Annotated in this window: 18 protein-coding genes; 10 read left to right on the plus strand and 8 right to left on the minus strand. The window is 65.6% G+C overall.

Annotation, left to right across the window (positions count from 1 at the left end; translation table 11 throughout):
- Positions 1–133: 133 nt before the first annotated feature.
- From AC4D2E_RS16740 to trxA, 5 genes are all read left to right on the plus strand, one after another.
- On the plus strand, positions 134–664 hold the full coding sequence (locus AC4D2E_RS16740) for an NUDIX hydrolase (protein ID WP_104168190.1): 531 nt from the start codon (positions 134–136) through the stop codon (positions 662–664).
- A 72-nt stretch (positions 665–736) separates the two neighbouring features.
- Entirely contained in the window at positions 737–2,464 is a 1,728-nt protein-coding gene (gene murJ, locus AC4D2E_RS16745; RefSeq protein ID WP_490953338.1) for a murein biosynthesis integral membrane protein MurJ, read from the plus strand.
- 74 nt (positions 2,465–2,538) lie between these two features.
- A complete protein-coding gene (locus AC4D2E_RS16750) occupies positions 2,539–4,110 on the plus strand; it encodes an ABC transporter substrate-binding protein (protein WP_490953339.1) in 1,572 nt (523 codons plus the stop codon).
- A 173-nt stretch (positions 4,111–4,283) separates the two neighbouring features.
- The gene (gene trxB / locus AC4D2E_RS16755) at positions 4,284–5,336 is read left to right on the plus strand and encodes a thioredoxin-disulfide reductase (protein ID WP_490953377.1); all 1,053 of its coding nucleotides are present in this window, start codon (positions 4,284–4,286) and stop codon (positions 5,334–5,336) included.
- Positions 5,337–5,363: 27 nt separating this feature from the next.
- Positions 5,364–5,690, plus strand: coding sequence for a thioredoxin (gene trxA / locus AC4D2E_RS16760; RefSeq protein ID WP_104167558.1), 327 nt, complete (start codon positions 5,364–5,366; stop codon positions 5,688–5,690).
- A 2,097-nt stretch (positions 5,691–7,787) separates the two neighbouring features.
- On the opposite strand, the gene AC4D2E_RS16765 is transcribed toward trxA, so the two are convergent.
- From AC4D2E_RS16765 to rpmH, 8 genes are all read right to left on the minus strand, one after another.
- Complete coding sequence (locus tag AC4D2E_RS16765; RefSeq protein ID WP_490911589.1) at positions 7,788–9,161, minus strand: ParB/RepB/Spo0J family partition protein; 1,374 nt, start codon at positions 9,159–9,161, stop codon at positions 7,788–7,790.
- Positions 9,162–9,399: 238 nt separating this feature from the next.
- The gene (locus AC4D2E_RS16770; RefSeq protein WP_490911622.1) at positions 9,400–10,287 is read right to left on the minus strand and encodes a ParA family protein; all 888 of its coding nucleotides are present in this window, start codon (positions 10,285–10,287) and stop codon (positions 9,400–9,402) included.
- 303 nt (positions 10,288–10,590) lie between these two features.
- Entirely contained in the window at positions 10,591–11,259 is a 669-nt protein-coding gene (gene rsmG / locus AC4D2E_RS16775) for a 16S rRNA (guanine(527)-N(7))-methyltransferase RsmG (RefSeq protein ID WP_104167555.1), read from the minus strand.
- Positions 11,252–11,809: a Jag family protein gene (locus tag AC4D2E_RS16780; protein ID WP_104167554.1), complete on the minus strand. Its 558-nt coding sequence runs from the start codon at positions 11,807–11,809 to the stop codon at positions 11,252–11,254. Before AC4D2E_RS16780 ends, rsmG begins: the two co-directional genes overlap by 8 nt.
- Entirely contained in the window at positions 11,806–12,768 is a 963-nt protein-coding gene (yidC, locus tag AC4D2E_RS16785) for a membrane protein insertase YidC (protein ID WP_490911588.1), read from the minus strand. The genes AC4D2E_RS16780 and yidC overlap by 4 nt, the downstream gene beginning before the upstream one ends.
- Positions 12,769–12,770: 2 nt before the next feature.
- Positions 12,771–13,112 carry a membrane protein insertion efficiency factor YidD gene (gene yidD / locus AC4D2E_RS16790; RefSeq protein WP_490911621.1) on the minus strand — a complete coding sequence of 114 codons (342 nt, stop codon included), beginning with the start codon at positions 13,110–13,112 and terminating at the stop codon, positions 12,771–12,773.
- A 17-nt stretch (positions 13,113–13,129) separates the two neighbouring features.
- The gene (gene rnpA, locus AC4D2E_RS16795; protein ID WP_104167552.1) at positions 13,130–13,510 is read right to left on the minus strand and encodes a ribonuclease P protein component; all 381 of its coding nucleotides are present in this window, start codon (positions 13,508–13,510) and stop codon (positions 13,130–13,132) included.
- 82 nt (positions 13,511–13,592) lie between these two features.
- Positions 13,593–13,730, minus strand: a complete 138-nt coding sequence (rpmH, locus tag AC4D2E_RS16800; RefSeq protein WP_022892375.1) for a 50S ribosomal protein L34 — start codon at positions 13,728–13,730, stop codon at positions 13,593–13,595.
- Positions 13,731–14,190: 460 nt separating this feature from the next.
- On the opposite strand from rpmH, the gene dnaA reads away from it, so the two are divergent.
- From dnaA to AC4D2E_RS16825, 5 genes are all read left to right on the plus strand, one after another.
- Positions 14,191–15,606 carry a chromosomal replication initiator protein DnaA gene (gene dnaA / locus AC4D2E_RS16805; RefSeq protein WP_181033614.1) on the plus strand — a complete coding sequence of 472 codons (1,416 nt, stop codon included), beginning with the start codon at positions 14,191–14,193 and terminating at the stop codon, positions 15,604–15,606.
- Between the two features lie 482 nt (positions 15,607–16,088).
- The gene (gene dnaN, locus AC4D2E_RS16810; RefSeq protein ID WP_490911587.1) at positions 16,089–17,213 is read left to right on the plus strand and encodes a DNA polymerase III subunit beta; all 1,125 of its coding nucleotides are present in this window, start codon (positions 16,089–16,091) and stop codon (positions 17,211–17,213) included.
- 63 nt (positions 17,214–17,276) lie between these two features.
- On the plus strand, positions 17,277–18,173 hold the full coding sequence (gnd, locus tag AC4D2E_RS16815) for a phosphogluconate dehydrogenase (NAD(+)-dependent, decarboxylating) (protein ID WP_490953340.1): 897 nt from the start codon (positions 17,277–17,279) through the stop codon (positions 18,171–18,173).
- Between the two features lie 10 nt (positions 18,174–18,183).
- Positions 18,184–19,467 carry a DNA replication/repair protein RecF gene (recF, locus tag AC4D2E_RS16820; protein ID WP_104167548.1) on the plus strand — a complete coding sequence of 428 codons (1,284 nt, stop codon included), beginning with the start codon at positions 18,184–18,186 and terminating at the stop codon, positions 19,465–19,467.
- Entirely contained in the window at positions 19,460–20,086 is a 627-nt protein-coding gene (locus tag AC4D2E_RS16825) for a DciA family protein (protein ID WP_490953341.1), read from the plus strand. Before recF ends, AC4D2E_RS16825 begins: the two co-directional genes overlap by 8 nt.
- The last annotated feature ends 192 nt before the right edge of the window (positions 20,087–20,278 follow it).

Genomic DNA, 20,278 nt, shown 5'->3' on the forward strand with positions numbered 1-20,278 from the left:
AAGGGTGCCAGATCAGCCCCCGTTTCCCACACCGTGGACCGGGCCGCATGATGCCGTGACGCTGCTGTGGGAACGGGCGGGCCGGGGCCCGGGTCGTCATCGTCCCGGGCCAAAGATCGTTAGAGTGGTCTGCATGGACCGACCCGTTCCAAGTGCTCCGAAGCGCACCCCATTGACAGTGTCAATGGGAACCACGGGTATGCCTGCCGTGCAGCACCAGCTGCCCACGGTGGAGGAGGTGTCCGCGGGCGGCATCGTCGTCGACGCGTCGAAGGACACCCTCGACGTCGCCATCATCGCCCGACTCAACCGCGGCGGACGCCTGGAGTGGTGCCTGCCCAAGGGCCACCCGGAAGGCTCGGAGAACAACGAGGAAGCGGCCGTCCGGGAGATCGCCGAGGAGACGGGCATCGAGGGCAGGATCGTCTCCGCGCTCGGCAGCATCGACTACTGGTTCACGGTCAGCGGCCACCGCGTGCACAAGACCGTCCACCACTATCTCCTGATCAGTACCGGCGGTTACCTCACCATCGAGAACGATCCCGATCATGAGGCCGTCGACGTCGCGTGGGTGCCCCTGCAGGACCTCGGGCGCCGGCTGTCCTTCCCCAACGAACGGCGGATCGCCGATCTCGCCCGTGAGGTCCTGCCCGAGCACCTCTGAGCCCGGCGCGCGACCACCGCACCCGGGCGGCGGCGCGCCGCCGTCGTCCCATCGGTGAGACGATGGGGAGCGATGTCTGACACGAACACAGCCTCGGTACCCCTGCAGGACCCCGATCACCCGGTCCGCGATGACCCCTCGGCGCCGCGCGGCGGCTCCATGGCCCGGGCGAGTGCGATCATGGCCGCCGGCACCCTCGTCTCGCGGATCCTCGGCCTCGTCCGTGTGGCCCTGCTGGCGACGGCGATCGGCGCGACGGGTCAGGTGTCGGACCTGTTCACCTCGGCCAACAACCTCCCCAACTTCCTCTACCTGATGCTGGCCGGAGGCGTGTTCAACGCCGTCCTGGTGCCCCAGATCATCCGCGCCAGCAAGCAGCCGGACCGGGGGGCGGACTTCGTCAGCCGGCTCCTGACCCTCACTGCCGCGGCGCTCCTCGTCCTGACCGTGCTCGTCACCCTCGCCGCGCCGGTCATCGTCGGCGTGACCACGAGCTTCACGGGGGCGAACCTCGCCCTCACCACGGCGTTCGCCTTCTGGTGCCTTCCGCAGATCTTCTTCTACGGGATCTACGCGGTGACCGGTCAGATCCTCAACGCCAACGGTTCGTTCGGTCCGTACATGTGGGCGCCCGTCGTCAACAACGTGGTGTCCATCGCCTTCCTGATCGTCTTCATCGCGCTGATGGGTGGCGAGCAGGCGGAACGGCACCAGCCGGATACCTGGACCATGGAGCAGACGGTACTGCTGGCCGGGGGGACCACGCTCGGCATCGTGATCCAGGCGCTCGTGATGTTCATCCCGCTGAAGCGCCTGAACCTGGGCCTGCGGCCGAAGTTCGGGATCCGCGGCACGGGGCTCGGGAGGACGGGCAAGCTCGCGTCGGTCACGATCCTCACGATGCTCATCGGCAACGGCCTCTATCTCGTGAACCTGCGCGTCGCCACCATCGCCTCGGACGCCCGGCAGGGCTTCCTCGCCCAGGACCCTCCCGTTCAGATCCCGGGCTCCACCAACCTCGAGTTCGGCGCGATGGTGTACCAGCTGCCGCACTCCGTCATCGCGCTGTCATTGGCCACGGTCATGTTCAACCAGCTCTCGTCCGCGCATGCGGACGGCGACATGCGGACGGTACGGGCCACCCTCTCGCGGGGCCTGCGCATGATCGGCGTGGCCACGGTCTTCGGCGCGGCGGCCCTGCTCAGCTTCGCCGGACCCCTCGGCGTCCTGTTCAGCGAGTCCCCCGAAAGTGCTGCCATCAACGGTGTGATCATCGCGATCCTCGCCGTGGGCGCCCCGTTCCTCAGCGCCAACTTCTTCCTCAACCGTGTCTTCTATGCCAGCGAGGACGTCAGGACACCGCTCAAGATCCAGATCGTCCTGTCCGCAGTAGGGGTCGGCCTCGCCCTCATCGCGGGCACGTTCGATCCCCAGTTGATCGTGCCGATGCTGGCCGTCGCCTACTCGCTCGGCAACGCGATCGCCGTCGTCGTCAGCCACCTGTTCCTGACCCGCAAGATCGGGTCCTACGGCGCCGGACACGTCTTCGACGTCCATGTCCGCCTCACCCTGGCCGGGATCATGGCGGCGATCGCAGGGACCGCACTGTGCTGGGCGTTCGGAGGGTACAGCGCGGACGGCTTCCTCTGGCAGTCGAAAGTGAACGCCCTCGTCGTGCTCGCGATCGGCGGTGTCCTCATGTTCGCCGTGTACGTCGTCATGCTGAAAGTGCTGCGCGTCACCGAACTCACCGAGCTCGTGGGCCCGCTCCTCGGACGATTCCGCCGCAGCCGCGCCTGACCCTCCAGCCCGGGAATGGACCGACCGACCGGTAGCATGGGTAAAAATCAGCCAGGGTTTCCGGGGAGGAACACGTGCCAGAAGCAGTAGACGTCGGTTCAGTGCTGGGTGGCCGGTACAAGGTAACCGCCTACGTCCTGGCCTCTGCTGAGAAGGATCTCGTGCTCGACGGCGTCGACCAGGTCCTCAACCGGCCCGTCAGCATCCTCGTCGCCTCGGCCGGCAACGCATCCCAGGTGGCCACGAGCGCCCGGGAACTGGCCACGGGTGACCGGGACGGCAACATCCAGGTCCTCGATCTGGGTATCACGGACTCCGGTACCTATCTGGTGACCAACCGTGCGCCCGCCGCCGACATGCTCGACCTCATCGTCCAGCAGGACGCACCGGCCCACGAGGCGCCGTACATCGAACCGTTCTTCACCGACACGCTCGGTTCCGAGATCTTCGGCCGGCCGCGCTCCACGGAACCCGAGACCTACGACGACGACGACGAGGATTACGACGACCGCCCCCAGCGCCCCTCGCGGCTGTCGGGCCTGACGCAGCGTTTCGGCCGGCGCTTCGGAGGTCCACGGGAGGACGACACCTCGGACCTTGCTCCCGTTCCTGCCGAGCCGGTCGCCGCGCAGCCCCTGTCCGAGCACCGGACGTCCTCCCATCGCGTGCCACCGCCGCCGAACCGGCGGCCGGGCGGGTCCTCGCCTGCAGGCGCCCGGGAGGAGCCCGATGGTGGATCCCGCGCAGAGAACGGTCCGGGCCGCCTGAGCCCTGCCGCCGTCGCAGCCGGCGCAGCAGGAGCGGCATCGGTCGTGGGAGCCACGGGAGGCCAGAAACCCGCACGGGCTGCCTCGACGTTCCCGTTGTCCGCCTACAGCGACGACGAAGACACCCGAACCTCCAGTGACGATGATCCGGACGACTACGACACGGAGCAGGCGGACCGGGACGACGACAGCGACAGCGGTGGCCGGAAATTCACCCGGATCCTCGTCGGAGCGGTGCTCACCGTCGTCCTGGTGGTCGCGGTCGTCCTGGCGACGACGCATCTGGGGTCGGTGTTCAGCGGCAGCAGGCCCGTCGCCGAGGAGGATCCGGTCCAGTCCACGACCGCACCCGCCGAGACCCCGGCACCCGTTCCGGCCACGCCTTCGGCGGAGCCCACACCTGCGACGGTCGAGGTAGCGCCCGTGATCACGGGCATCACCCGCCTCGTTCCGGACAACCCCGGGCTCGACGCCGGCAACGACGGGACGCTGCCGCTCATCATCGATGGGAACCCCGCGACCTTTTGGGGCAATCAGGTCTACGCCAGCGACACCTTCGGAGGACTCGCCACGAACCTGGCGCTCGTCGTCGAACTGGAGCAGGAGTCCACCATCACCCAGGTCACCATCGACCAGTTGAACGCGGCGGGCGGCACCTTCTCCGTGCTGGTGAACGACCAGCCCACTCTCGAGGGCGCCGAGCAGATTGCCCAGGGCGGTTTCACCGCGCCGACGGCGAACCTCCCCATCCCCTCCGGCGCGGACGGTCCCGTCACCGGCCGGTACGTCATCATCAATTTCACCCAGCTGCCCCGGCTCTCCAACATCCAGGCCCAGTTCCCGTTCGGGCTCAGGATCGCCGAGATCGAGGTCGGCTGACCCTTCGGCACGTGGCGCGCGGTCCTGTCGATCGTGTGTCCAGGTGCGCCCGGCGCGGCTCCCTCGATGGAATAACCGCACCGGCGGCTCCGTTGTGGGAGGTGTCCGCGAGAAACGCCCGGTACGGCCGAATCAGCGCAGGAAAAACAGGAAGGTCTTCCGAGAACGTGACAATTCACACCGATGTCCAACTGGAAACACCCACGGCAGATCCCGCCGGTGGTGAGCAAAAGGTCCACGACGTCATCATCGTCGGTTCCGGGCCCTCCGGTTACACCGCGGCGGTCTACACCGCGCGGGCGAACCTCAAGCCCCTCATGATCGCGAGTTCGGTCAAGGCCGGCGGTGAGCTCATGAACACCACCGACGTCGAGAACTTCCCCGGATTCCCCGAAGGTGTCATGGGCCCTGAGCTCATGGAGCAGTTCGAGCAGCAGGCCCGTCGGTTCGGCACCGAGATCCTCTACGAGGATGTGGTCTCGGCAGAGCTTTCCGGGGACATCAAGAAGCTCACCATCGCCACAGGCGAAGAATTCCTCACACGAGCGGTCATTATCTCGACCGGCTCCGAGTACCGGGAGATCGGCCTCGACGACGAGAAGCGGCTGTCAGGGCACGGTGTCAGCTGGTGCGCCACCTGCGACGGATTCTTCTTCAGGGACCAGGACATCGCCGTCGTCGGCGGCGGTGACTCGGCCATGGAGGAGGCTCTGTTCCTGACGAAATTCGCGCGCTCCGTGACGGTCATCCACCGACGCGACAGCCTCCGTGCGTCGAAGATCATGCAGGACCGCGCCTTCGCCCACGAGAAGATCCGCTTCCTCTGGAACTCGGAGGTCGTCGGGATCCACGGTGCCGACAAGGTCACCGGAGTGAAGATCGCGAGCACGGTCGACGGCTCCACCTCCGACGTGGACGTCACCGGCATCTTCGTTGCCATCGGCAATGACCCGCGAGTCGATCTCGTCAAGGACCAGCTCCAGCTGACCAGCGAAGGCACCATCGCCGTCCAGGGACGCACGTCCAAGACGTCGCTGCCGGGTGTGTTCGCCGCAGGAGACGTCATCGATCCCACCTATCGCCAGGCCATCACCGCGTCGGGCAGCGGCTGCGTCGCTGCCCTCGATGTGGAGCACTATCTGGCCGACACGGTCAGTACGAGCCTCACCGCGGCCCGCGTACCCACCCCGCCGGCCGAAGCAGTTTCCGAATCAGCCACCCTCTGATCGATCACCTACGCAAGGAGCAACACAATGAGCAACGCAAAGGATGTGACGGACGCGTCTTTCGACGCTGACGTCCTTCAGGCCAGCAAGCCCGTCATCGTGGACTTCTGGGCCGAATGGTGTGGTCCCTGCCGCATGCTGTCGCCGATCCTCGACGACATCGCCGCCGAGCACAGCGAGAAGGTCGACGTCGTGAAGGTGAACGTCGACGACAATCCCGGTATCGCTGCCAAGTACGGCATCACGTCGATTCCCGCCGTGTACGTCTTCAAGGGCGGAGAAGTCGCGGCCACCTCCATCGGTGCCAAGCCGAAGCAGGTCCTCGAGCAGGAGTTCGCTGCATTCATCAACTGATTGCACTGTTGGAAGAGGGGCTCGTCGGACTGATCCGGCGGGCCCTTCTTTTCTGTGCTCTGCTTTCCATGTGATTGATCGCGGGGGCGAGGCTTGTCTATCGCCACAGACCCGACAGGTCGCATCTTCCTTCGCACCACGCCGATCGTCGTCCGGAGGCCGGAGCCTGTGCACTTCTGATAGGCGAGCCCCTTCTCCCGGATCGCTGCAATGAGCACCCTGCCCGCGCAATGGCGAGGGGTCGATATCCGGCCTGGCCCGGAATCCGTCCGACGACCGAAGTGGACTCCTGGGGCTGGCCCCCTCCCGCCGCATTTCCTTCGAAAGTGCGGTTTCACGTGAAACGCACACCACGCTGCAGGAGCGGACGGCAATCAAGCCTTCTCGTTTGTTTTCTTGTTCGACCGCCCCTCCACGCCCGTCCGAAAGTTCCGGTCGGACGCTGCCCCCAACCGTCCGTACGTTGCGGGACCAGCAATTGCCTACCGACTCCGGCATTCGAGACGCACCCGTGCACGCTGTTCCTGCGCTATTCGGTTGCTGGTTCCGACTCGAGCCCGGCTCCGGCCGCGGCGCCTCCTGATCGCTGGCCGATATCCGGGCTGTGCCGCCCAGCCGCTGGCGGCCGGGCGGCACAGCTACCGGGCGGCGGCTGCGTTTCACGTGAAACAGCGATCGAGGCCTGCACGAGCTCGCTTCGCGTGTCCTCAGTCTAATGATCGGTGCTCAGTGGAACGTGCACCGTCGAATCCATGTACACCTCCCGGAGGCGACACGACGGCGTACCGGCAGTCGAGCGATCCGTCCGCCGATGCTCGGCCCAACGACCTACTGCAGGTCCCAGGCGGACCCGTGCATCCCCGCGACATGATGTCCGCCATACCGCCGGATCGACGGAAGACAAGAACGCGACGTTGCAGGGGAGCCCCGGCGCGCATCGACTTCGTCCTCGTACAGGCGCATTGACTAAGCCGTAGTAGTCCGGCTTCCGACCCACCTCGTGAGAGGACTATCCAAATCCTCCTCCGAGCAGTTCACGCTCCATGCCGCGCCGGTTTGCAGCCTCATGTTTCACGTGGAACCATGCCCTACCATTCAGAACCCCGAAAGCTCCCAGTACATCGGAATAGGTCGACATGCGACATTGGTCCGACACCATCACCTCGACGACCGCTAGCTATACCGCCCGGCCTGGCGAGTCACCATCGCCCAAGACGTCCCACAATCCACAGTGGCGATTCCGTATGCCCAGCCGCTCCTCCAACGTCTTGACCTCCGGCACTGGACACTGGCACGGGAGGACGAAGTCGCGCAGGTGGGCCCGTTGCCGATCGCGGTTCCACCCCGCGTCCCATGGCAGATGGGTCAGCGCGTACCCCTGCACCACACGCGCGGACCGGCACCGGCCACGCGTGGACCTCAGTAGACATCAGCGTCGACTACCTCGGCACGACGCCCGGTCGCGCGTGCTTCCCGCCCGCCCGCGTCGCTCCATCACCTTAGCCAAAAGAACGTGCGACGCTCATCCGAAGAGTGTTTCACGTGGAACCTCGATGTGATTCCAAAGGAGGCCGCCCATGGCCAGCAGCACCACCACCGTTTTGGCCGCAATACGGCGCCACCAGCGATTCAGGCGTCCGAACGCGCCACCGCACAGCCCCCGGACCGAACGAGATCCAGTCCGATGGGGGTCGGGTTCCACCTGAGACCGAGCGCAATGTTTCACGTGAAACACTGCTGGAGAGCAGCTCAGGCGCCGCTGATCGCGCTCCACGTGGCCGGAAGCCGGACAGCAGTACGCGCTTTCACGCACTGAGCGATAGCTCGTGCGGACACCGAGGGCCAGCAACGCGCTTCCGCACCTCGAAAGCGTGCGCCCGGCGGTGAGCGAGCCGCATGACGCGGTCAATTCATCAGAACACATCACGCAACGCGCAGATTCTGATCACGCGACAGCCGCTCGCTCCACATCCGGTACCGATTCGTTCCGGTCCAAGCAACGTCCGGGGATCTTGTGAGAGGCAGCCGGATGGCAGCTGCTGGAAGGGAAGGCGGGAGGGGGCGTGTTTCACGTGAAACACGCCCCCTCCGGTTCTGCTAGTCCTTCGTGGGAGACAGGACCCCGATGATCCTGTTCAGATCGTCGACACTAGCGAACTCGATACTGACGCGACCCTTCTTCGCCCCCAGCGTGATCTTCACATTGGTGTCCAGGCGGTCCGACAGTGACGTCGCCAGATAGTCCAAGCGTTCATGCCGTGCACCGTCCTTCGGCGTGGCCGGCTTGCTGGCTCGTCGCAGCCCCCCGCTGAGTGCCACGATCTCCTCCGTGGACCTGACGGACAGTCCCTCTGCGACGATCTTCTGCGCCAGCTTCTCCATCTCAGCGGGATCGGCGAGCCCGAGCAGGGCCCGCGCATGCCCAGCGGAGAGGATTCCCGCGGCGACGCGTCGCTGGACGAGCGGGGGCAGCTTCATCAACCGGAGCGTGTTGGATATCTGCGGTCGTGAACGGCCGAGCCGTCCGGCCAGCTCGTCGTGCGAGCAGCCGAAGTCGTCAAGCAGCTGCTGGTAGGCGGCCGCCTCCTCCAGGGGATTTAGGGCGCTTCTGTGAAGATTCTCCAGCAGAGCGTCCCGGAGGAGATCGTCGTCGAGCGTCGACCGGATAATCGCGGGGATGGTCTCCATGCCGGCCTCGCGCGACGCCCGCAGGCGCCGCTCACCCATGACCAGCTCGTAGGGAGCATCCCCGGCTTCCTTGGACGGGCGCACGACCACCGGCTGCAACACCCCGATCTCACGGATCGAGTGGACCAGCTCAGCGAGTTCGTCCTCGTTGAATTCGACACGAGGCTGCTTCCGGTTCGGGTGGATACTGTCCAGTGACAGGTCAGCAAAGGTAGCCCCCGGCACATCGATGAGGACACCCTCCGCTCCCGCGGAAGTCCCGAGTGAGGGCGCGACCGGCGCGACCGTTTCACGTGAAACCGCCGTCGTCGAAGTCTCCATCGACGGATCGGGTGCAGTCCCATCACTGACACCGGCAATCGACGGGCCCGGAGAATCCGCAGTACCACTTCGGTCCTGGCCCGTGACTCCGGGAAGATCCTCCGAGACCTCGACGCGCTGCTCAGCCTCGCCTGCTACTGACGACTCAGTCCGTGCTCCGTCGGAAGACGGAGGCTCTACGGCCGAGTCCTCATCGACGGCCGCTGCGACAGGTGAACCTTCCTCGACGCCCAGGGCCGCATCGTCCGCGGATCCGGCCGCGGCGGGTGGTTCCTTGCTGGTGGACCGCGCAGCGCTCCGGACTTCTGAACCTCCGGCTGTCTTCTTCGATCCTCCCTTGGCAACCCGTTTCGTTTGAGCATCAAGAACGTTCTTGTTGATCCCGCTCCGCAGGGCCGACGAGTACGAGCGCGGCTGCTCCGCCACGTCGTCCTCGGTGACGCGCTCGAAGAAGAGGTCCACGGGGCGTCCCCCTTGCTTCCGGGAGGAAGGGCTCGGCGACTCACGAACCTCGCGCTTCTCTTGCTCCCGCTCGGGCTCGCTCAGTCGAGGGGCCTCTTCGGCCGGGCCGCTGGGGATCAAAGCTCCTAGTCCCCGGCCAAGGCCACGCCGCTTTTCCGCCATGTCATTCCTTCCACGATTCGGAGTTGTGCTCCGGCTCTACGTCTTATGGACCCCACGGGCCGAGGGTGGGCCGCCGTCAGGACCGTGACGCGATTTCAGCAGCAGCTTCCTGATAGGACAGGGCTCCGCTGGATGAGGGATCGTACGTCATGACGGTCTGCTGGTAGCTCGGTGCCTCGGAGATCCTGACGGAGCGCGGAACCACTGCTTTCAGTACCTGCTGGGGGAAGTGCTCCCGCACTTCCGCCGCCACCTGAGCCGCGAGGTTCGTGCGGCCGTCGTACATGGTCAGGAGGATCGTGGAGACCGAGAGATCGGCGTTGAGATGCTTCTGGATCATCTCGATGTTCTTCAGCAGCTGGCTGAGTCCTTCGAGCGCGTAGTACTCACACTGGATGGGGATGAGCACCTCCTTTGCGGCAACGAACGCATTGACCGTCAGGAGACCCAGGCTCGGCGGGCAGTCGATGAAGACGAAGTCCAGGCGGGGCTCGCCTTTCTCCTCGCGCTGCTTGGCGTAGACCTCGATCGCACGGCGCAGGCGCTGCTCGCGTGCCACGAGCGACACCAGTTCGATCTCGGCACCGGCCAGGTGGATCGTGGCCGGGGCGCAGATCAGGTTCGGCACATCCGGGCAGGCAGCGACGACGTCTCCCAGCGGGACATCATCGATGAGGACGTCGTAGATGGAGTCGACATCGGCGTGGTGGTCGATGTTCAGGGCTGTGGACGCATTGCCCTGCGGATCGATGTCGATGACCAGCACCTGCAGACCGGCGGTAGCGAGGGCGGCTGCGATATTGACCGTCGTCGTCGTCTTGCCCACCCCGCCCTTCTGGTTGCTGATGGTCATGATGCGCGTGCTCTTCGGCTTGGGGAGATCCTTGCCGAGGAGCTTCTCGCGGCGTCGGGTCTCGCTCGCGAGTTCCCGTCCGAGAGGCGAGGAGTCGTCCATCGCCTCCATCACGCTCTTCCCCTTGACGGGCTTCCTCGTCGCCGGGGCATTGACGGAGTCAGGAGCAGCAGTGACGGTTTCACGTGAAACGATCCCCGTATTGCCCGGGTCTGAAAACACTCCCGGTTGTATTTCACGCAGTCCAACAGCAAGAGGGTTCCCGGCAGCCATCAATGGCTCGGGCTTCTTCGCGGGGGCGTCCTTGATGGTCACTCAGTAGCTCACTCTCACATGCCAGACGTCGTTATCTACAAGGGTAACGGGATAACCCGTGCCGCACGGGACGGTGACACCGCAGGGCTCGGCACCGCCTCAGGCGGGCCGGACCGGGATCCGGACCACCGTGGTGGGCTCCTCGAGGACGTCAGCGCCGACCGTGACGATCTCGGCCGTCCCCCCGCCGAGCTTCCGGATCACCTTGCGGGCCTTGTCGATCTCCTCGCCGGCGCTGCGTCCCTTGATCGCGAGGACCTGTCCACCCGCCCGGGTCAGGGGGATGGTCCACCCGGCGAGCGTGGAGAGGGCGGACACCGCACGCGCCGTGACGTAGTCACCGTGAAGAGTGCCTACCATCTCCTCGGCACGCGCCCGGTGCACGGTCACATTGTCGAGCGCGAGATCGTGGACGACCTCCTTCAGCCAGATGACGCGCCGCTCGAGCGGCTCCACGAGATCGAGGTGGAGATCGGGTCTCGCAATCGCGATCGCCAGGCCGGGCAGCCCTGCACCGCTTCCGACATCGACGACCGACGCGTCGGCGTCCATGAGCTCTGCCACGACGGCGCAGTTCAGCACATGACGTCCCCAGAGGCGCGGCACTTCTCGCGGCCCCAGCAACCCTCGTTCGATACCCGACGAGGCCAGATGGGTCACGAATCCGCGCGCCAGTCCGAGCCGGTCACCGAAGACGGCAGAAGCTGCCGTCAGTTCCTCGGCCGTCGGTTCAGGGGTACCGGGATCGAGGCGGGCAGAATCAGTCATCACTGGGGGAGATCACGATGTGCCGCGCCTGTCCCTCGCCCTCGGACTCACTCACGAACCCGAGGTCGGCGACGACGTCGTGCACGATCTTCCGCTCGTACGCCGACATGGGCGCCAGTGCCATGTCCTCCCCGGTCTCCCTGACCGTCTCGACGGCGTCCTGCGCGATCTTCGTCAGCTCGCGACCGCGCCGGTCACGGTAGCCGTCGACGTCCAGGACCAGTCGCGACCGTGCGTCGGTGGCGGTCAGGACGCTGAGCCGGGTCAGCTCCTGCAGTGCCTCCAGCACCTCGCCGTCCCGTCCCACGAGCGAGCTGAGCCCGGTGTCGGATGCATCCTCGGACACGATCGAGATGTACGTGCGACCGCTGCGGACCTCGATATCGATGTCTCCGTCGATGTCCGCGATGTCGAGCAGTTCCTCCAGGTAGTCCGCCGCGACGTCCCCCTCTTCGTCCAGCCGGGATGCCTTGCCCGCCGAAGGAGTCTCGACGTCGTCGTCGGGCTCCGGCTCGTGGCCGGCGATCTGCTCTTCGTTGTCTACCGTCATCGCCTCTTCCTCTTCTTGCGCTGGGGCTGAACACGCTGGCCTCGGGGCTCCGGCACCGTCTCCACGGCCGGCTCGGTCTTACGCTCTCCGAGCAGTGGCGCGACGGGCAGGCCCTTCTTGGCCCGCCGGTCCGCGAGAGCCTTGGCGGCGGGAGATCCCGGAGTCGGCATCCTGCGGATGACGTAGAACTGCTGCGCCATCGTCCATACGTTGGTGGTGGTCCAGTAGACCAGGACACCGATGGGGAAGTTGATCCCGCCGATGCCGAACACGAGCGGAAGGATGTACAGCATGATCTTCTGCTGACGCATGAACGGGCTCTGCATGGCCTCTTCGGACATGTTCTTCGCCATGATCTGCTTCTGCGTGATGAACTGCGACGCCGTCATGGCGATGATCATGACCACGGAGAGGATGATGACGCTGATGTTCCCGTCGGCGCCGAAGCTGCCGAGGAACGTCGAGGAGAGCGGAGCACCGAAGATCGTCGCATCGTCGAACTGCCGGACGGACTCCGGCGACAGGGCCCCGATCCCCTCGTTGTCCTCGCTGGCCCGCGAGATCCCGTTGAGCACGGTGAAGAGGGCGAAGAAGAACGGCATCTGGATCAGGATTGGCAGGCACGCGGCGAACGGGTTTGTCCCGTGCTTCTTGTACAGGGCCATCTGTTCCTGCGTCATCGCCTGACGCGAGAGCTGGTCCGTCTTCCCCTTGTACTTCTGCTGCAGCTTGCGCAGGTCGGGCTGGAGCGCCTGCATGCCGCGCTGCGCCTTGATCTGCTTCACGAAGACGGGGATGAGTGCGGCACGGATGACGACGACGAGGCCGATGATCGACAGCACCCAGGTCCATCCGGATGCGGGATTCATTCCGAGGAACGTGAAGCCCTCGTGGAACATGAACATGATCCACGACACGAGCCACCTGAACGGTGTCAGGATCGTCTCAAAAAAACCCATAATCAGTCTGCTCCTCGGGCCGCGGGGCGGCTTTCGTCATCGGCCGGAATCACCGGGTGGTTCAACACAACTATCGCTGGCTCGTTCCCCTCGCGGAAACGCCGGCCACCCGGCGGGACGTGATCCACACCGCCCGGGTTCCAGGGGTGGCATCGCATCAGCCGCCTCGAAGCGAGCCAGCCGCCGCGCAGGAACCCGTGGACGGTTACGGCTTCGAGGGCGTACGCCGAACAACTCGGGTAGAACCGGCACACCGGCCCGTACAACGGAGAGACGACCTTCCGGTACGCGATCAGGAGTCCGATCACCGTCAGACGCGGGATCCCGATGACGAAGGCGAGCACTCTCCGAGCGACTTTACTCACGATACTCCGCCCTGCCTTCCGGGTGGTTCCGAGCCCCTCAGCTTCCGGGCGACCGCAGTCGTACAGGACGTGAAGTCCTTGGTGAGGGCGGGCCAGTCGCTCTCGGCGGCCGCCGGTAGAGCGCGGACGACGACGTCGAACCCGCAGGGATTCGCGCTGACCCACTCCGCCGCCAGGTGGCGCAGCCTCCGTTTAACGAGGTTGCGCATGACTGCGTTCCCGACGTTCTTGCCGACGATGAACCCGACCCGCGAGGGGGAGGACTCCGCCGTCACTGCGCCGTATAGCACAACGTTCCGGCGCCCTGACCGGGCACCGGAACGTACGGTACGTGCAAAATCCTTTGCCGTTCTCACCCGGTGGATCATCGGGAGCATGGGGGGAACCTGTTCCTCGCAGAGGGAGGGGAGCCCATGCCGACGCGATCATCCGCAGGATGCATGGCGAGGGAGGGACCGCTTATGCCGAGAGTTCGGTACGGCCCTTGCCGCGGCGCGCCGACAGGATGGCACGACCAGCGCGGGTGCGCATGCGAAGACGGAAACCGTGCTTCTTGGCACGACGGCGGTTATTCGGCTGAAAAGTCCGCTTGCTCACTGTAGTTACTCCAGAACGATCTTGAGATGCGTCCGGCCCATTGCAACAAGGGGGAAGAACAGACTGACGCGATGAAGGTGTACATCCGACATTCGCGCGAGAGCTGTCACATCCCGAGGCCTCTTAGTACCCGGGAACACCTGTGATGGCATGCGAAATGCAGACATGTTGGACTACACAACGGTAGGGGACAGCGCCGACGGGCGTCAAACCCGCGAGGGGGACGGCCTGTGGACGAGTTGTCCACCGCCCTGTGGACAACTGGTACTGAAATCACCCTACACGCACCCCTGGTGGGCCCGTCCAACACCCCCTGCAGGACCTCCGACCCCGCGTCAGTCCGCTATCTTCTCCACTTTTCATCCTCTAGTCTTGGCTCTGGTCCGTTTATCCACGACATGTGCACAAGTCTGTGGATGACGGACATTTTCGACTGGAAGCACAGCCAAGAGGGGTGTTCGTGGGTACAGATGAGGTAAACGACGTCGGGAGCTCCTGGCGTAAGGTCATCCGCACCCTCGAACAGGACGACCGCGTCACCCCCCGCCAGCGCGGCTTCATGGTCCTCGCCCAGGCGCAGGGACTCATCGGGACGACGATGCTCATCGCCGTCCCGAACGAACTGACACGCGAGGTGCTGCAGACCCAGCTCAAGGGAGCCCTCGACGAGGCGCTGCGCGATGTGTTCCGCGAGGACATCCAGTGCGCGTTCGTGATCGATCCCGAGCTGACCCCTGTCACCGAGGAGGTCCCGGAACCGGAGCCGGCGGAGCAACCGTCCCCGGAGCCGAAGGGTGAAGCGAAACCGTCCCCGACGCCGCCCAGCAACTCACACGAGTTCGGCCGGCTCAATCCGAAGTACATCTTCGACACCTTCGTGATCGGGTCCTCCAACCGTTTCGCCCACGCTGCCGCAGTGGCAGTGGCGGAAGCCCCGGCGAAGGCCTACAACCCGCTGTTCATCTACGGCGACTCGGGACTGGGCAAGACCCACCTCCTGCACGCGATCGGCCACTATGCGAGGCACCTCTACACCGGCATCCGCGTCCGTTACGTGAACTCCGAGGAGTTCACCAACGACTTCATCAATTCGATCCGCGACGACGAGGGCTCGAGCTTCAAGCAGACCTACCGCAACGTGGACATCCTGCTGATCGACGACATCCAGTTCCTCTCCGGCAAGGACCGGACCATGGAGGAGTTCTTCCATACCTTCAATGCCCTGCACAACCACAGCAAGCAGGTCGTCATCACCTCCGACCTGCCACCCAAGCAGCTCATCGGGTTCGAGGAACGCATGCGTTCCCGCTTCGAGTGGGGCCTCCTCACCGACATCCAGCCTCCCGAGCTTGAGACGCGCATCGCCATCCTCCGGAAGAAGGCGATCAGCGACAGCCTGAGCGCGCCCGACGACGTGCTCGAGTACATCGCCTCCAAGATCGCCACGAACATCCGTGAACTCGAGGGTGCACTCATCAGGGTGACGGCCTTCGCCAGCCTGAACCGCCAGCCCGTGGACGTGAACTTGGCGGAGATCGTCCTGAAGGACCTGATTTCCGCCGACGGCGCCCAGGAGATCACGTCCACGGTGATCATGGCGCAGACCGCCGACTACTTCCAGATCAGCATGGAGGAACTGTGCAGCAAGTCGCGGACCAGGACCCTCGTGACGGCACGGCAGATCGCGATGTACCTCTGCCGTGAGCTGACCGACATGTCCCTGCCGAAGATCGGGCAGGAGCTCGGTGGACGCGACCACACGACCGTCATCCATGCCGACCGCAAGATCCGGGAACTCATGGCGGAACGCCGTGCGATCTTCAACCAGGTCACCGAACTCACCAACCGGATCAAGCACAAGCAGCGGGAAGCCTGACCCCGAGGGACCTCCTGGGGGCGACATCCGTAATTAACAGGTGTGGACACAGCTGTGGATAACCGGGGGGCCATCCCGGTCCAACCTGAGGATAACCCCCCACCCGCCTGTGGATCCGCGAAATCACAAGAATTTTTCCCACACCCGTCCCCTGTGGGCCGTCGGCCCGACACACACCTTGTCCACAGGCAAAATCCGCGCCGCCGCCCCGCCCAGCGGGGTTATCCACAGAATCCACAGCAGTTATTAACACTACGAACCTTAAACTTCAAAAGCTCGTCAAATAACATTCCACGTCCCGCACGCCCCACACCCCTGCCCGCCGGAGCCCGCTTAGCCGGCTCGCTATCCGGCTAAGCTTTGACCCAGTAGGGTTGTAGTTCCCGTGCCGTGGGGACATCCGTCCAGGCATCGGGCCCGACCATCCGCCGGCGATTCGCCGGTGGCTGTTTTTTTGATCTGGCGAAAGGCGGCACTGCTCCGTGAAATTCAGAGTTGAGCGGGATGTACTTGCGGAGGCAGTGTCCTGGACCGCTCGTTCCCTGTCACCGCGCCCACCGGTGCCCGTTCTCGCCGGCCTCCTGATCAGAGCCGAAGGCGGCATGCTCAGCCTCGCGAGCTTCGACTACGAGATCTCGGCCCGCCTCGAGATCCCTGCCGACGTCCTCGAAGAAGGCACCATCCTTGTCTCGGGACGTCTCCTCGCCGACATCTGTCGGAGCCTGCCCTCCGCGCCGGTCGAGGTGGCCACCGACGGTTCCAAGGTGACGCTGACCTGCCGCAACAGCCGCTTCAACCTCGCCACCATGCCCGAAGGGGAATATCCCGAGCTGCCGAAACTTCCCGACGTGAGCGGCGTCGTCGATGGAGACGCCTTCGCCCAGGCCGTGTCGCAGGTCATCATCGCCGCAAGCCGTGACGACACCCTGCCGATCCTCACCGGCGTGCGGATGGAGATCGAGGACGACCTCATTACGCTGCTCGCCACGGACCGCTACCGCCTGGCCCTTCGCGAAGTCGCCTGGAAACCGTCGACCCCCGGCATCTCCACCAGCGCCCTCGTGAAGGCGAAGACCCTCAGCGAAGTAGCGAAGACCCTCGGCGGGGCCGGCGAGCTGAACATCGCGTTGTCGGACAACTCGGAACTGATCGGCTTCGAATCCGGGGGGCGTCGCACCACCTCGCTGCTCGTGGACGGGGACTACCCCAAGATCAGGTCGCTGTTTCCAGCCACCACTCCGATCCACGCGACCGTGCAGACCAGCGCGCTCGTGGAAGCGGTACGCCGCGTCTCGCTCGTCGCCGAACGCAACACACCCGTCCGCCTGGCTTTCTCGGAGGGTCAGGTGACCCTGGACGCCGGAACGGGGGAGGATGCCCAGGCATCCGAGGCGATCGAGGCCACGCTCGACGGCGACGACATCACCGTCGCATTCAACCCGCACTACCTCAGCGAGGGTCTGGGAGCGTTCAACAGCCCGTACGTGCGGTTCTCCTTCACCTCGCCGCCGAAACCCGCGGTGATCTCGGCCCAGGAGGACGCTTCCGGTGAGGACAGGGAAGACTACAGGTACCTGCTGATGCCTGTGCGGCTGCCCAATCTGTAGCCCGGCCAGCTGGTACAAAGCCCGGTCGGCGGCCGGATGAACACATCATCAGAAAGAGAGCTCATGCACATCGGTCTCATCGGTCTCGGCAAAATGGGTTTCAACATGAGGGAGCGGCTCCGCGCGAACGGGATCGAGGTCACCGGCTTCGACCGCGCTCCCGATCGCACGGACGTATCGAGCCTCGAAGAACTCGTGTCCTCCCTGCCTGCCCCCCGGATCATCTGGGTGATGGTCCCGGCCGGCGAGATCACGCACGCCGTGGTCACCGATCTGTCACAGCTCCTGTCCGAGGGCGACCTCGTGATCGACGGCGGCAACTCCAGATTCACCGATGACCAGATCCACGCGACGCTGCTCGCCCAGAAGGGCATCCGATTCCTCGACTGTGGGGTCTCGGGCGGCGTCTGGGGCCTGGAGAACGGCTACGGCCTGATGGCCGGCGGCAGCGACGAGGACATCGCGTTGGCCCTGCCGATCTTCGATGCACTGCGTCCCGAGGGCGATCGGGCGGAGAGCTTCGTACACGTCGGCGACGTCGGAGCCGGGCACTACGCCAAGATGGTCCACAACGGCATCGAGTACGGGCTCATGCAGTCCTATGCGGAAGGTTACGAACTCCTCGAGGCCAAGGACATCGTGAAGGACGTCCACGGCACCTTCGCGGCATGGCAGAAGGGCACCGTCGTCCGGTCCTGGTTGCTGGATCTGGTGGTCAAGGCCCTGCAGGAGGACCCCGGCCTGGCGACCATCGCCGGTTACGTCGAGGATTCAGGCGAGGGTCGATGGACCGTCGAGGAGGCCATCGCGAACTCGATTCCGGCGCCCGCGATCACCGCCGCGCTGTTCGCCCGGTTCAATTCGCGGCAGGAGGACTCCCCGTCCATGAAGATGGTCGCAGCGCTGCGCAATCAGTTCGGCGGCCACGCCGTCAGGCCTGCCCAGCCGAAGCCCGAGTAAGTGCGCTCCGGTGTACGTTGAGCACCTCTCGCTCACCGGGTTCCGGAGCTATGGGCAGCTCGATATCGACATCGAGCCGGGCATCACCGTCTTCGTCGGGCCCAACGGCGTGGGGAAGACGAACATCGTCGAGGCGATCGGATACCTCGCAACGCTGTCCTCCCACCGGGTGAGCACCGACAGGCCGCTCATCGCTTTCGACGAGGACCGGGCCATCATCCGGGGCCGGCTGGTCCGCGGAGTGCAGCGCACCAGCGTGGAAGTCGAGATCAACGCCGACACCGCGAACCGGGCACGGATCAACCGGTCCAACCCGGTCCGTGCCAGGGATGCCGCGGGGATCCTGAAGACGGTGCTCTTCGCACCGGAGGACCTCACTCTCGTCAAGGGCGACCCGTCCGTGCGGCGCCGGTATCTGGACGAGGTCATGGTGTCACTGCTGCCACACCAGTCCGCATTGCGGGCGGACTACGAGCGGGTGCTCAAGCAACGCAACGCCCTGCTGAAATCGGCCCGCGCGGCGGGCAGGTTCTCGACGGCACACGAGGCCACCCTCGATGTGTGGGACCAGCACCTGGCCGAGTCCGGAGCCCGCCTGCTGTCAGCCCGGCTGGTCCTCGTCGACAAGCTCCGTCCCCATGTGCAGCGCGCCTACCGGGAGCTGACGGACGGTTCCAAGCGCGCGGACATCACCTACAGCTCGAGCGTCTCGCCGTCGTCCGACCCCCTGACGGAGGACCACGGCATGGACCCGGGGCGCAGTGAGGCGGACGACGCCCTGGGCGACCTCGACCAGGGTGCACTGACCGAACTGTTCATCGCCGGTCTCCTCCGACACCGCAGGAAGGAACTCGAGCGCGGCATCTCCCTGGTCGGCCCGCATCGCGACGAGCTCGCGCTGTTGCTCGGCGGGGTGCCCGTCAAGGGATACGCCTCGCACGGTGAGACCTGGTCGATGGCCCTGGCGCTGCGACTGGCGTCCTACTACCTTCTGCTGGAGGAGGACCGGACGCCGGGAGGGGACCCCGTGCTCATCCTCGACGACGTCTTCGCGGAACTCGATGCGCAACGGCGCACCCGGCTCGCTGCCATCGTGGGGTCCGCCGAGCAGGTCCTCGTCACCGCGGCCGTGGGTGACGACATCCCCACGGCGCTCGACGGACGGCAGCTCCGGGTGGTGCCCGGCGCCGTCGCCGCGAGCGGCGGCCCGGGTGGAGCCGCCGGCGTCCCACTGGAGATTCCCGACCAGCCCGCGGCCGCCGATAGAGATGCCTCGGGAGGAATAGATGTCTGACGGAGCTTCCGGGGACACTCCTCCCGCGGACGGACCAAATGCGCAGGGTTCCGGCGATCGATCGGGCAGGCGCGCGGCGGAGGGCGACGAGCCGTCGCGCACGCCCTCCCCGAAGGATGAGTTCCCGGAGCAGGATGCCCCGCAGGCCCTCCTCAACCGGCTGCGGAGCGCATCGCAGGCCAGGGGCACGCCCCGGGAGGCGGTATCGAAGCGCTCGGCGAAGACGACGCGCCGCCGGTACTCGCCCGAGCCGGTCTACGGCGGCAGGGATCCCGAGGGGGTGGGCAACGTCTTCTCGCGGATGCTCGCCGAGCGGGGATGGAAGTCACCGGTCGCGATCGGATCGGTGCTGTCGCGCTGGAGCGAGATCGTCGGGACCGACATCGCAGCGCACTGCGTACCGGAAAGCTTCGACGCGGACACAGTCCTGGTCCGGTGTGATTCGACGGCCTGGGCCACGCAGCTGCGGCTCATCACCCCACAGGTGCTCCAGCGGTTCGAGGCCGAGCTCGGCCCGGGAGTCGTCACACGGCTGTCGGTCATCGGGCCCGCCGCTCCGAGCTGGCGCAAGGGCGGACGCTCCGTCAAGGGCCGCGGGCCGCGGGACACGTACGGGTGATCCGGGAGCCCGGTCACGCCGTCCGCTGAGCGGCCTGTAGCGCAATCGGGGTCCCGGCCGCCGTATCCGGGCTCACGGATGGTACTGCCGTCCGGTCTGATGTGGGTTTATTGGCCAGTGAAGGGGTGTTCGCGCCGGACGTCGGCCCTCCGCAGGGTAGAATAGGGGAGATTGTTTTGGTCGATCCAGCTG

The organism is Arthrobacter sp. TJ-265, assembly GCF_058269135.1.